This window comes from Paenibacillus sp. OK003 (assembly GCF_900109515.1).
In the GTDB taxonomy this organism is placed as follows: Bacteria; Bacillota; Bacilli; order Paenibacillales; family Paenibacillaceae; genus Paenibacillus; species Paenibacillus marchantiae.
Map to the genome: position 1 here is coordinate 83,434 of NZ_FOBD01000013.1, position 12,569 is coordinate 96,002.

Genomic DNA, 12,569 nt, shown 5'->3' on the forward strand with positions numbered 1-12,569 from the left:
TAATTGCATCTTGGTGCCTAGGACCCTAGAGGTAAAACGGATGAACCTTCTCCTCCGCACTCCCATCAAGAATCCGATAAGAGGATCGTCCTACGTACATTGGAATCTGCAATTTGTCCAGATTAACCATTCCATTTTCCAAGAAGTATTCCGGGTCTTGATACCGCTGTAACACTTCACCTGCAATCCATTCATGATCCCCGTACGTTATCATATCGATTACCTTGCACTCGTAAGCAAAATAAGATTCAGTCAGAATGGGTACATTCACTTTAATTCCTTCTTCGTATGTAATCCCGAATTTCGAGAATTTGTCTGTGTCTCTTCCACTGAAGGTTCCCGCAGCCTGAATCCACTCCGAATGATGACCCGGAAGGAAGTGTACCCCGAATACTCCACTCTGCTCAATCAATTCATAAGAGTACGTTTCCTTCCTCAGCGATATCCCGTAAATTCCGGGAGACGACCCAATATAGGTATGCCAGCCTGAGGCCATCAGATTCTGCATGCCCTTATGACGGGATGTCACTACCGCCACCATGCCGGGATAGGAATAAAACATAGGTTCATCTATCGGTTTCCGCATCTGATCACCTCTTCGTTTTCAATTGGCCCCAAAGCTGTAACAGGCCGTTTTCTCATCCATTATTATACAATATAAGTAAAGGATGAAAAAGAATTACTTCCTTTTATGCCAAATCACTTTTTGAAGAGGAGCGGGTGGATGAACTATCAAATGGATTGCGTTATGACTCGCATTCATAGTAATCTTGATTAAACACAACTGAGAAATGGGGAATAGCAGTGATTGAAAAAGCAACGTTTGCCGGGGGATGTTTCTGGTGTATGGTAAGTCCCTTTGAAGAGCAGCCCGGCATTCACGGGATTATATCCGGATACATGGGTGGAACCGTAGAAAACCCTACATATGAGCAAGTATTAACCGGGGAAACAGGACATTTGGAAGTTGTGCAAATCTCGTTTGATCCAGCCATTTTCCCCTATGAGAAATTGCTTGAGCTGTACTGGCCGCAGATCGATCCCACAGATGCCACGGGACAGGGTAATGATCGCAAGAGCCAATATCGGGCTGCCATCCTGTATCACAATGAAGAGCAGCGCCAATTGGCCCTGAAATCCCGAGAGGAACTGGCCAACACAGGCCGATTCGATAAACCTGTCGTTACGGCCATTGAGGAAGCCTCCGTATTTTATCCGGCAGAAGAATATCATCAAAATTTCCATCGCAAGGATCCGAAATATTATAAAGATTCCCGGATTTATTCCGGACGCGACGAGATTATCAAGAAATATTGGAGTTAATCTCTTTAACTAATTAATTAATAAAGCGGCCACATGGGCCGCTTTTTTGTCGCATCCATTTTACAGTACACCGATTAAAGTCTTCAACTCCTCAATGCTGTCAATAACCCGATCCGCACCCTTCCAGATTTCCTGACTGCAATCACCCCTTATTCCAAGGTTGGTTATGAACTGCCTCTCATTCGTCCATACTATTACCTACGAATAAACCGTCATTACGAATGGCAGGGGAGGAAGCACCATGAACCGGAAAAACCCGCATCTAATCAATCAACCTGCAGCAGAATTACCCGTTCCGCTTGAATTCGATCGCAGCTGGATTACGCAACTGGAGTCCAGACTCGATAAAGGCGGCCCTTGGGGTGATTACAGACTCTTTCAACTTGGCATTCAAGCCGAAGAGACGAATCTGATTCCCAATTTTGATGAAATCCAGTGTCTCAAGCATTTACAGGGACTCACCCCTCTTCCACACCAGATGGATACTGCACGCAGAGTACTGTTTGAAATGTCAGGCCGTGCTATTCTTGCCGATGAGGTGGGACTTGGCAAAACGATTGAAGCTGGCCTGATTTTGAAAGAATATATGGTCCGTGGACTCGTCTCCAAAGTGCTCATTCTCGTGCCCGCGTCCCTTGTACTGCAATGGGTCCGGGAGCTGAATTCCAAATTTGGCATCCCTGCGGTGGCACAGAAAAAGGCGTATTCCTGGCAAAATGAAGTCGTGGTTGCCTCGATGGATACAGCCAAGCGTGATCCGCATAAGGATATGCTGCTGAATACCGATTACGACATGATTATTATCGATGAGGCTCATAAGCTCAAAAATAAAAAAACGACCAACTATCAATTCATGCTGAAATTGCGGAAAAAGTACTGCCTGCTGCTTACCGCCACACCGGTGCAGAATGACATGAGCGAGCTGTTCAACCTCATTAACCTGCTCAAGCCGGGACAGCTTGGCCGTCAGGGTGATTTTGCAGCCAATTTTGTCGTCGACAAACGCATTCCGAAAAATCAGGAGCAGCTCAAGGATGAGTTGTCCAAAGTCATGATCCGTAACCGCCGCGGTGAAGGCCCTGTACAATTTACCAAACGGAACGTGTCCAATGTGAATTTGCAGCTTTCGCCTGAAGAACAGGCCCTTTACGATGGGGTGACTTCCTTTGTGAAGGATCAGTACCAGGAAGCGGGCGGCAATCTGAGCAGCATGCTTTCACTGGTAACGTTGCAGCGAGAAGTATGCAGCAGCCGGGATGCCGTATTTGTGACGTTGGTCAATCTGTCCAAGAAGCTTCCACTGGACTCCCCGCTGCGAGATAAGATTTGGGAGCTCGTTGCCCATATTAAAGCGATCAAGGAAAATACCAAAGCGGAAAAAACGATGGAACTCGTTCGTAACATGAATGAGAAAGTTATTATTTTCACCGAATACCGTGCCACGCAGGAGTATTTGCTCAATTATTTTCGCAACAACGGCCTGACCGCTGTTCCCTACCGGGGCGGCATGAACCGGGGTAAAAAGGACTGGATGATGGACCTCTTCCGCGGCCGCGTACAGGCAATGATTGCAACCGAAGCGGGCGGTGAGGGCATCAACCTGCAATTTTGCCATCACATGATCAACTTCGACCTGCCCTGGAATCCGATGCGTGTCGAGCAGCGGATCGGTCGCGTTCACCGATTGGGACAGCAGAATGATGTGAACATCTACAACCTTTCCACGACAGGCACAATCGAGGAGCATATTCTGAATCTGCTGCATGAGAAGATCAATATGTTCGAGATGGTTATTGGTGGCTTGGATGTCATTCTGGAGCGGCTGGAGAAGAAGGAATCGATCGAAAAAAGTTTGTACAAAATCATGCTTGAATCACAAAACGAAGAGGATATTCGCCGCAAAATGGACTCGCTTGGACAATCGCTGAACTCCATTCAGCGCGAAGTCGCAGATGAGGCACCCGCCGTATCCGGGCTTGACCTTCGTAAAGGAGGGCTCTGATCATGACCATGTCACCCCATGAAGTGCAGGCGTATGTGCTCACTTACCTGGAAACACTCGATTGCCAGATTATGGAGCGTTCCCCTGCTCATGTTACGGTAAAGCTTTCACCTGAAGCCGACAAGGCGTTAACCAACCGTCCGTATTATTGGGGATTTGTGGAGCGAACCGGCGCTCCTGCGGAGACGATGTCCTTTACATTCGTCTTTGATTCGGATGCCTATCAGCAAGCGTTGGAAGCCGAAGAAGCAAAAGCTGCACAGTTAGCTCCACCACCCTCACCAGGTGCCGGTACCCCCGAAGCTCCCAAAGAGACTATTCTAGGTCGGTACTTCGGTATTGTCCCTTCTCTGCCTCAGCTGGGACCTGGACGCATTTTGAAAGAAGATGTTGTATATGGCAGCCGTAGGTTGCAGCAGATCTTCAATGCAGCACGTGAAGGTGGCGCATTCGTGAACCTGTTTGAACAGGCTGCAAAAAGGCAATTGCGTGCTACCGCACCCGCAGTATATGAGCCATGGCTTGGTGTGTGTTTTAAAGTGGAATTTGCCTGTGATCTGAAAAAAGAGGAGCTTCATTTTATCGGCATCTCCCTCAGAACCGGGGAAATTGTCGAGAAGTTCGGCTCGAAGCTGAACAGGCGAGACCTTAGCCCAAGGCTCGCTGAGAATATGCACGTCCAGACCGCCAAAGTATCGTTAGCTGATGCCGGAGCAGCTCTGGAATCGCATTTGACGAACCGCCTGCTGGAACTCGACTATAGCTGGGCAGAGAAAGCCAAAGAACGGCTTGATCTGGAACTTGCTGTTGTGGACACGTACTATGAAGCAGTTCTTAGAGAGGACACCCCTGAGGTCGACGTAGATACAACCTCTGCCTCGAGCACAGACGGTAGTTCAACGGATCAGGAACATGCAGGAACCGGGCCATCTGCCCAAATTCAGACTTCCCGCTCCGGCCCCTCCCGTATCCAGAATGCACGTCTGCAGTCCGTCGAACCAACGGGTGTGACCATCGGATCAGATGTCGAACTCGCGGCTGAAGCGGCTGTTCAGGCAGAACCAGAAACGGACCCGGAACAGGAGAAAGCCCGCCAAGCGGTCATGGACCGGGAAGCTATGAAGCTGCAATACGAAACACGCCGTACCGAGATGATCTGGCAATATGAGCCCAAAGTGAAGGTTACCGCGATAAGCAGCGGCATGTTTCACTTGAGATAAACGACGAAGACACTACTTTTCCCGCAAATGATGGCAAAAGTAGTGTTTATTCATGAGTGACAGCCCGACAGGTTGCAGCAACCTTTGCGCAACCTGTCCTCTAAAATGAAATGAGAACCGATTACGCAGCGAAAATGAAGTCCGTTTTGTCAGGATATGGGATATGTACCTCAGAAAAGTAGGTGTTGGCATGAAAAAAACCTTCCACCCAGCGTGGAACGTATTACGACGAATTACAGGCATTGCTGTGAGCCTTATATGTGTAGTTACCCTGCTCCCTTTCCTGCAAGCTGAAGGTGCTGGAATTCAAAATGCTACTAGATTGATGCAACCCTTTACATTGATCAAAAGTACGACGGAACTTCATTCCGACACACTGGCTCCTGATGCAGTTCAACAATTTGCTCACGAGCAAGCTATCATCCTAGGTACTGAACAAGCAGGGAACCAATGGGATCATGCTCAATTGGACTTTTATCCCCTCGGTCCAGGCACACGCAGTTGGCTGGTATACGCTAATGTTGGAGAGTCACCCGTTGGTTATATGATTATTTCAGCGAACGATCAAGGACAATTGCAGCTTAGCGAGTATGGTCAGGGAGAACAACGACCGTACAATATTTCCTTGTTATATCAAGCTCTGGATCGACAGCAACTGGACTTGGAGGAGCTAATTCCTGACGGTGGAGGGCTTCAATTACGTTATGCGCCTCCCCTGCTCGCTTATTGGAAAGTGGAAATGCCTAATGATGATGTAATCTATATTGACGCGACCAACGGCGATACCTTGCCAACCGGTGTTCTGAAAGCACTCGATACGGACTCACGGCAGGCTTCGAAACGAATGAAGTCCATAAGGTCCATATCTGTACAAGCTGTCGTGATGACGCCCGAAGATTCGCCTCAAGTTTCCTCGTTGTCCGTTGACTCCCTGGATCTGCAACCTCTGTTTGATCCCGCAGACAATCTGTTATGGATCACGTCAAAAGCACTTTCAATCAACGGCGTGAAAACATTAAATCAGCAATGGAAAGAACATAAAAAAATCGTTTTCTCTGCGGATCATCAAAATGTCTTATATGGCGGTCCTTTGCCTGTCAGTGGTTATCAGATCTGGCGTGACGAACGGGGAACAGTTCATAATCAGTATGTAGCTATTGGCGGGAATACTTCGGTAAGACGATTTGTACCTCTTCAAAGCTTGTTGCGGGACGGGAATTTCTATGCTGTGAAACCGTGAACCATCCATACAACAAAATAAGACGCCTTCCTCTGGTTCTTCATAGGAATGCGTCTTTTTCTTGGAAGCTGCCACCTCCGTTGGTTCTTGATTTACCCTTTACCCGAAGAGCTTCGTTTCTGCATTTTCCCCTGCGAATTCATCGCTTTTTCCTTTTTCCCAACCCACAGGGACACGGCAAAAGGAATCATGCCAAACCATTTCATCGTCCACGGCTCTTTGGTTTTGGTGCGTCCTTTACGTTCATCCTTCGGTGTATCGATATAATGAACGACTCGCTCTGTAATGTATTTTACCAGCTCATCACTTTTGGCCATAACCTCTGCCTCCTTTAGCTCCGGCAAAGCCGGGGCTTATGTTATCTCTATTGTGTGCAGAAGGGATCATCAATAAACATTTTTTTTGCTGCAAAGAGTATGAAAAACTGAAGAATGCACAGTCTAATGCCAAAGGTATCCATCCACTTACTTTATGGCATAACATGCCTATTTCAAGAAGGAGCGTGTATTCTCATGTATAAGCTGCTGGCCGCATCGATGGCAATGCTAATCAGCATCAGTTGCATCCCCCTGATCTCTCATGCCAGCGCGGCAAAATTTGCCTTAACCGATCTGCCTACATTGCATTCACAACCATCACCCATAACCCCATCCATGCTGCCGGTAACCGATGGGGATGCCTATCACTCCACTCATCATGCGTTTGCAGCTCCTGTGATCCTTCTGGACGTTGGTCACGGCGGCATCGACGGTGGAACAACAGACCATGGCGTACTGGAAAAAGACATCAACCTGGCCATTAGCCAAAAGGTGTATCTCCTGCTTCGCAGCAAGGGTTATGCAGTCATCATCAACCGACTCGGCGATTATGCGCTGAGTGACGAGAATCGCTGGTTAAACAGTCGCTCACGCCATCGCAGGGATTTGGCTCAACGCAAAAGCCTTAGCGAAGAGGTTAGCACCGACATCGTCGTCAGTATCCATGCCAACTGGAGTCCAAGATCAGCTGCACGAGGCCCGGTTGTTTTACATCAGAACGAAGGACGCAGCTACATGCTCGCAAGTTCCATTCAGAATCAGCTTAATCAATTGTACGAGACGGAGCGCGATGTGGTATGGGGCAAGCCCTTTTACCTGTTAAACCATGTGAAGCAACCCGCTGTAATTGTTGAAACCGGATTTCTGAGCAATGCACGCGATCGCGCAATGATCAGTGACCCGGGCGAACAGAAACGGATTGCACAGTCCATTGCTAACGGTATTATTTATTATCTGTCGGCAGTTTAGGCTCAGCTTGCCAATGCCATACATCTCGGACCAGATCGCTAATACCGACGAACTCAATCTGACCTTTGAGCCGGGATACGGATTCATGGACGACAGCAGAGGTATTTAATCCGGTATGGCCAACATGACCGATTACGACACACATATCCTTGTCGAGCGCACGTTTTGCCGCCAAATCCATTTGCTTGCGAATTTGCTGTTTGGAATTATGGTCATCCAGAAAAATATCGTTGCCGACGGGTGGCATATTTTTGGCGATGGCCAATTCCCCCACCACGGAGCGGAAATTGGTACGACTATCCACAAAAAACAGCCCTCGCTCTCGACATACATCCAATACAATGGACATGATGCGTTTGTCAGATGTAATTTTAGAACCCATATGGTTGTTCATGCCGACGGCATAAGGAACTTCATCAATGGCTTTCTCCACTCGCTCACGGACTTCCTCATCCGTCAGATTGGCTGTGATCGCACCTGGACCGAGCCATTCAGGTCTGCCTTTATTAGGCTCCATCGGCATGTGAACAATCACATCCATTCCTTTTTCATGTGCCGCAATCGCATCTTTCTTCGTCGTTTGCAGGAATGGCATCACGGCCAACGTTAACTTAACCGGGGTCGCCAAAATTTCAGATGTACCTTTCATGTCATTACCCGCATCATCAATGATGATCGCCATTCGTTTGTGCTGGGCTGAGGACTGCACATTCATATTGCCATTCTCCGGTGTGTGCCGGGCCGGCAATGTCCGAATGTCCGTGGCGGTCTTGGGGTCCGCTATATCCAGACCAGTCGCAATCGCAATGTCGCCTGAGCTCTGCAGCAGCAATGCCAAGGCGAAGAATGCAGAGATTACATATTGATATGATTTTTTTTCTTTCATGGCGAATCCCTCCTTATGTCCTTGTCCTCATTGTTTCATTATGGAGGAGGGAATATGTACGCGACACCCTGTTCGCCCTGCGGTAAAATTTGATACCAAGGCAAAAAGCCTGCGCAGCTCTAAGTGCTGGAACAGGCTTTCTTTCTTATCAAGCTCAAGCTCACAAATATCGGAAAGGCTAAGAGGCTAAGAAGGTCATTTTATAGTTTACTGGACAGACTCGGTATCCGCGGCTGCCCATTCCAGTGCCAAAAGAATGTAGTCATTCCAGAAATCCCAGTTGTGAACCCCGGCACTCTCAATATAGGTGACATCGACGTTCTCCCGTTTAAGGAAATCGTGAAAACGTTGATTGACATCCAGTAAAAAGTCCTCCGTTCCACATGCCATATATATTTCGGGCACAGGAATGTTGGTATGCTTCAGCCGCATGACCAGGGCTTCCGGGTCATTGTCGCTGCCTGTCAGTTGATCCAGATCGCCAAACACACGCGTGAAGTATTCATAATTGGCAACCCCGTCGCTATAGCCAGGTGATGCATTGGCAATTTTGTAAGGCAGGATGGCTGAAGACAAGGCGATGATGCGACCGAAGTGCTCCGCATACTTCAACCCGTTGCGAATGGCGCCGTATCCTCCCATGGATAAGCCGCCGATATAGGTATCCTCTCGGCTGGTGGACAGGGGAAACAGGCTGCGTGTAAATTCAACCAGCTCCTTGCCGACATACTCACCATAGAAATCACCCTTGGCCTCGTCGTCGACATAAAAGTGATTTTCTCCAGCAGGCATAAACACGGCAATACGGTGCCTGTCCGAGAGCTCCCGAATCCGCGTGTAGCTGATCCAATCGGTGTAACTGCCTGAATACCCATTCAAAAGATAGAGCGACTTCAGCGGCTTCCGATCCGCACCGGGGTCAGGCTGTCCGGGGATGACCGGAGCATCTACCGGCAGCAGGGCATTAAACGTGACTTCTCTGCGCAAGCTCTTGGAGAAAAAGTTAACCTGTAGCATAGCCATAATGATCAAGCCTCCTTATTAAATCATTAGATCACATAGTTTGCCTCGCGTCCCTGTTCATCCTTGTAGCGAATAACGGATTGATAGGTGTTGAGATTCACTGTCAGGGTGCAGTATTGCTCCCCATAGCTCCATTGCAGACGAATCTCGTCATCGCTCGCATCCAGCACACTGAATTGCCCGTTGAATGCATCATGTGAATTCCGAAACCGGATGAGACCCAGAAGACGCTGCACAACCTCTTTCTCCAACGCCTGTTCAATTTCCTCCAACGTATAATTATGACGGTTAATCTCTCTGCCTTCACCCGTGAGCTTGACTCGCTCCACATCGTTCTCACCAGCAAGCAGCCCTACATAATAAACTTGGGGAATACCCGGGGCAAAAAATTGAATGGCTCTTGCTGCCATATAGGCGTCGTCATTATGATCCAGCGCACTGTAATACGTGCAACGTATCTGATGCACATCGAAGCCATCCTCTGCCTTGTGCTCGTCTGACAGGATCAGGCTCAGATTGGCTCCGCGCTCCAGACAGACATCGACAAGCCGTCTGGCTTCTGCCGTATCAATAAGTCCATCCAGGTCCGGTTTGACTGGAATGCCATCATGGCAATCCAGCATGGTGAACTGCTTGGCCGGCCTTGTTTTCAAATAGTGGCACAGCTCTGCTGCGCTCCTATTAACCAATGCCTCCAGCACACGATAAGGCAAAATAAAATCATAAATCCAGCAGCCGTAGTCTGCCAGCTTGTATTGCGTGCTGTAGTGCGCGTGAACCTCGGGCAACAGTTCAATGTCAAGCGAATCTGCCAGTTCCTTCACCCAATCGAGAAAAAGATAAATATCCGGCTCTACAAAAAAACAGCTTGTTCCAAGCTTTTTGATGATATAGCCAACGGCGTCCAGCCTTACTATTTTGACATTTTGTTCTTTGAAATTTTCAAAGAAGGATCTAAGCAGCTGCCGGGTCAGCTCGGAACGCACGTCCAGATCAATCTGCTCCGACGGATCGGTTTTGCCAAACGTGGTCCATACCGTCTCCTCCACACCGCTCTCTTCGATCCGAAACGTGGAGTAGGGCTTGGCACGCCGCAGAAACATTTTGTCGATATCGGCCTGGTCCGGCTTTCCGTCCGTCCACAGCTTGTCAAGCGTCAAAAACAAATCGGCATATTCCGACGATCGCCCCTTGGCGAGAAAATCCTGAAAATAGGGTGATTGCTGCGAGATGTGATTCACCATCAGATCCACCAGAATGTCAAAATGCTCGCCAATGGATCGCACATCTTCCCAGGAGCCAAGGGCTGGATCAATTTCCAAATAGGTGAGCGGGGCAAAACCACGATCCCCTGATGAAGGAAACGGGGGCAGGATGTGCACACCTCCCGTGAAAATATCTGAAAAATGAGTGTGCAGCACGGTATTCAGTTCCTTCAGATTGCCACCCAGGGAATCGGGATACGTAATTAATTGGACTTTATTTTTTAACGTCGTCATTCAAGAGCCTCCTATAAACCAAACTGTTCCTTAATCGACTCAATTCTCGGCAAGTTCACCACAGCACCGCTATATCTCAGCTTGTAGGCACTGACAGCGAAACCTAGCTCTAATGCCTTTCTGACGGTATGCCCCTTCACCAAAGCGGTATAAAAACCGGACCAGAATGCGTCGCCTGCGCCTGTTGTATCCACAATCTCGTCAGCGCAGGACGGAAATGAGACAGTTTCATTGCCATTACAAACGATAGCCCCGTCCTTGCCCAGGGTCATAATGACCATTTTGGCACCCAGCTCCAGAAATCGCTCCAATTGGCGCTCGGGAGCCGCCTTGCCAAACAAGCGCTCGGCGTCATCCTCCGATGGCTTGATCACATCTACCTGTGAAATCATGGATTTCACATATTCAATGCCGTCCTCGCCCCGCTGCCAGATCATGCGATGGTAATTGGGATCGAAACCGATCAGCACACCGTGGCTTTTGGCCTCGGCAATGACTCTTTCCACCGTTTGGCGAGCAGGAGCTCTTGAGATGGGCCAGCAGGAAAAATGAACGATTTTGGAATGGCTCAGAACGTGCTCCAGCGACGGGTCGAAGTTCAGATGATAATCGGCTCCGCGATAAAATATCGGTACAGGCGTATTCTTGCTTCTGGTGACGACGACCACGCTTGTGGCCTCGTGCACTCGTTGAATGTTGCTCGTATCCATGCCTGCCCTGCGCAGGTGATTGATCAGAAATGTGCCGAACCCGTCCTCCCCGACCGCCGAGGCGATGTGGGAACGCGCCCCCAGCTTGCTTACATTGATGCCAATATTGGATGGAGCCCCGCCAAAAAAACGGGTGTAGCCGTCACAGTCGAAATTCACATCATATTCATTCGAGATCAGATCGACGAGCAGCTCACCCACCGTCAGCAGATCATTGGACTTATTTTCAAAACGAATGCCTTTATCCAGCTCAAACATAATCTTCCCCCTTGAAAAAGCACGCTTTCATGTTGCACATAATTTGTAAAATAATTCTATCGTATTGATGATGCCTGCCAGAAAGTTTAATTAAAGCGCTCTGTTTTTTCAAAAATCCGGGTTTTCCCAGGCTTACCGGTTCAAGGCTCTGGACATGGCATGAACATACTCCAATCGGGCACGCCTGCTAATCGCCGCATCGGGGGCCGCGTGCTCAAAGGCATGATAACAGCCCGGATACAGGTGGAATTCTACCTCGACCCCGGCCTGTGCCAGACGCACTGCGTAATCCATCGTCTCATCACGAAAGGGATCAAGCTGACCAATACAGATGTATGCCGGGGGTAAACGTGTAAGATCGTCAGCGAGGCTGGGAGAGGCATAAGGCGACACGTCTCCGGCTTGCTCCTGCCCTAGATACATCCGCCAGGCAGCCAGATTATTGGCCCGGTTCCAAACCGCAGGATGTGTAATCTCGTAACTGGATGGCGTCACGTTACGATGATCAATCATGGGGTAGAGCGGCATCTGGAAGCAGAGCTCCGGCCCATTCCGATCCCGTGCCATTAATGCCACCGCCGCCGCAAGTCCCCCGCCTGCACTGGCGCCGCCAACCGCGATCCGGTTGATGTTCATTCCCGATTCGTCCGCAGACTCTGCCATCCAACGCAGAGCGGCGTAACAATCCTCAATCGCTGCCGGATAAGGATATTCCGGCGCCAGACGGTAATCCGGCGACACGACAATGCAATCCGCAGTTTGCACAAACTCCATACACAAACCATCATCCGATTCAGCACTTCCCAAAATGTATCCGCCGCCATGAGTCCACAACAAGGCTGGCAACCGTCTGTCTCCCTGATGGACCGGTCTGTAAACTCGAATGCGCAAGGGTTGTCCCCGCCAGCCCGGTATATGAAGATCCGAGACAGATATATTTTCCGATTGTTGAACGATTGGCGGCTGTACCGCCCTGGCTTGCATAAGCTCTTCCGGCAGGCGAATCGTTTCGAGTGTGTTGAGACTCTGCTGTAATTCCGGGAGCACCCGACTCGTAAATTCCATCTCTGTTCCTCCATTCACCATCAGACCGCTAAATTGCTCGTCAATACACGCAAAATT

12 protein-coding genes are annotated in these 12,569 nt (G+C 49.2%); 5 read left to right on the plus strand and 7 right to left on the minus strand.

The features are described from left to right. Positions 1-25: 25 nt before the first annotated feature. Entirely contained in the window at positions 26-586 is a 561-nt protein-coding gene (locus BMW94_RS20230; protein ID WP_091000758.1) for a flavin reductase family protein, read from the minus strand. 221 nt (positions 587-807) lie between these two features. Between BMW94_RS20230 and msrA the strand changes: the two genes are divergently transcribed. From msrA to BMW94_RS20250, 4 genes are all read left to right on the plus strand, one after another. Continuing rightward, a complete protein-coding gene (msrA, locus tag BMW94_RS20235; protein ID WP_175480785.1) occupies positions 808-1,323 on the plus strand; it encodes a peptide-methionine (S)-S-oxide reductase MsrA in 516 nt (171 codons plus the stop codon). Positions 1,324-1,564: 241 nt separating this feature from the next. Next, entirely contained in the window at positions 1,565-3,325 is a 1,761-nt protein-coding gene (locus BMW94_RS20240; RefSeq protein WP_091000760.1) for a DEAD/DEAH box helicase, read from the plus strand. Positions 3,326-3,327: 2 nt separating this feature from the next. After that, a complete protein-coding gene (locus BMW94_RS20245; RefSeq protein WP_091000761.1) occupies positions 3,328-4,545 on the plus strand; it encodes a YqhG family protein in 1,218 nt (405 codons plus the stop codon). A gap of 163 nt (positions 4,546-4,708) precedes the next feature. Next, positions 4,709-5,785, plus strand: coding sequence for a hypothetical protein (locus BMW94_RS20250; RefSeq protein WP_091000762.1), 1,077 nt, complete (start codon positions 4,709-4,711; stop codon positions 5,783-5,785). 92 nt (positions 5,786-5,877) lie between these two features. Here BMW94_RS20250 and BMW94_RS20255 read toward each other — a convergent pair whose 3' ends face one another. After that, a complete protein-coding gene (locus BMW94_RS20255) occupies positions 5,878-6,102 on the minus strand; it encodes a YqzE family protein (protein WP_063564759.1) in 225 nt (74 codons plus the stop codon). A gap of 195 nt (positions 6,103-6,297) precedes the next feature. Here BMW94_RS20255 and BMW94_RS20260 point away from each other — a divergent pair, with 195 nt between their 5' ends. Continuing rightward, positions 6,298-7,071 (plus strand): N-acetylmuramoyl-L-alanine amidase family protein, encoded by a 774-nt coding sequence (locus BMW94_RS20260; RefSeq protein ID WP_091000763.1) that lies wholly within the window; start codon positions 6,298-6,300, stop codon positions 7,069-7,071. Here BMW94_RS20260 and BMW94_RS20265 read toward each other — a convergent pair. The 5 genes from BMW94_RS20265 to BMW94_RS20285 form a co-directional block, all read right to left on the minus strand. Continuing rightward, the gene (locus BMW94_RS20265) at positions 7,046-7,957 is read right to left on the minus strand and encodes a divergent polysaccharide deacetylase family protein (RefSeq protein ID WP_254790315.1); all 912 of its coding nucleotides are present in this window, start codon (positions 7,955-7,957) and stop codon (positions 7,046-7,048) included. The genes BMW94_RS20260 and BMW94_RS20265 overlap by 26 nt on opposite strands. 207 nt (positions 7,958-8,164) lie before the next feature. Next, on the minus strand, positions 8,165-8,980 hold the full coding sequence (locus tag BMW94_RS20270; RefSeq protein WP_091000764.1) for an alpha/beta hydrolase: 816 nt from the start codon (positions 8,978-8,980) through the stop codon (positions 8,165-8,167). A 26-nt stretch (positions 8,981-9,006) separates the two neighbouring features. Then, entirely contained in the window at positions 9,007-10,479 is a 1,473-nt protein-coding gene (gene gtfA, locus BMW94_RS20275) for a sucrose phosphorylase (protein WP_091000765.1), read from the minus strand. 11 nt (positions 10,480-10,490) lie between these two features. Further along, positions 10,491-11,447 carry a carbohydrate kinase family protein gene (locus BMW94_RS20280; protein ID WP_091000766.1) on the minus strand — a complete coding sequence of 319 codons (957 nt, stop codon included), beginning with the start codon at positions 11,445-11,447 and terminating at the stop codon, positions 10,491-10,493. A 132-nt stretch (positions 11,448-11,579) separates the two neighbouring features. Then, entirely contained in the window at positions 11,580-12,512 is a 933-nt protein-coding gene (locus BMW94_RS20285) for an alpha/beta hydrolase (RefSeq protein ID WP_091000767.1), read from the minus strand. Positions 12,513-12,569 lie beyond the last annotated feature (57 nt).

Excerpts from the sequence above, each read along its gene's own strand:
- BMW94_RS20230 (WP_091000758.1), bottom strand. The coding sequence starts at position 586 with ATGCGGAAACCGATAGATGAACCTATGTTTTATTCCTATCCCGGCATG.
- BMW94_RS20265 (WP_254790315.1), bottom strand. The coding sequence starts at position 7,957 with ATGAAAGAAAAAAAATCATATCAATATGTAATCTCTGCATTCTTCGCC.
- BMW94_RS20260 (WP_091000763.1), top strand. The coding sequence starts at position 6,298 with ATGTATAAGCTGCTGGCCGCATCGATGGCAATGCTAATCAGCATCAGT.
- BMW94_RS20245 (WP_091000761.1), top strand. The coding sequence starts at position 3,328 with ATGACCATGTCACCCCATGAAGTGCAGGCGTATGTGCTCACTTACCTG.
- BMW94_RS20240 (WP_091000760.1), top strand. The coding sequence starts at position 1,565 with ATGAACCGGAAAAACCCGCATCTAATCAATCAACCTGCAGCAGAATTA.
- BMW94_RS20255 (WP_063564759.1), bottom strand. The coding sequence starts at position 6,102 with ATGGCCAAAAGTGATGAGCTGGTAAAATACATTACAGAGCGAGTCGTT.
- BMW94_RS20250 (WP_091000762.1), top strand. The coding sequence starts at position 4,709 with ATGTACCTCAGAAAAGTAGGTGTTGGCATGAAAAAAACCTTCCACCCA.
- gtfA (WP_091000765.1), bottom strand. The coding sequence starts at position 10,479 with ATGACGACGTTAAAAAATAAAGTCCAATTAATTACGTATCCCGATTCC.
- BMW94_RS20285 (WP_091000767.1), bottom strand. The coding sequence starts at position 12,512 with ATGGAATTTACGAGTCGGGTGCTCCCGGAATTACAGCAGAGTCTCAAC.
- BMW94_RS20280 (WP_091000766.1), bottom strand. The coding sequence starts at position 11,447 with ATGTTTGAGCTGGATAAAGGCATTCGTTTTGAAAATAAGTCCAATGAT.
- BMW94_RS20270 (WP_091000764.1), bottom strand. The coding sequence starts at position 8,980 with ATGGCTATGCTACAGGTTAACTTTTTCTCCAAGAGCTTGCGCAGAGAA.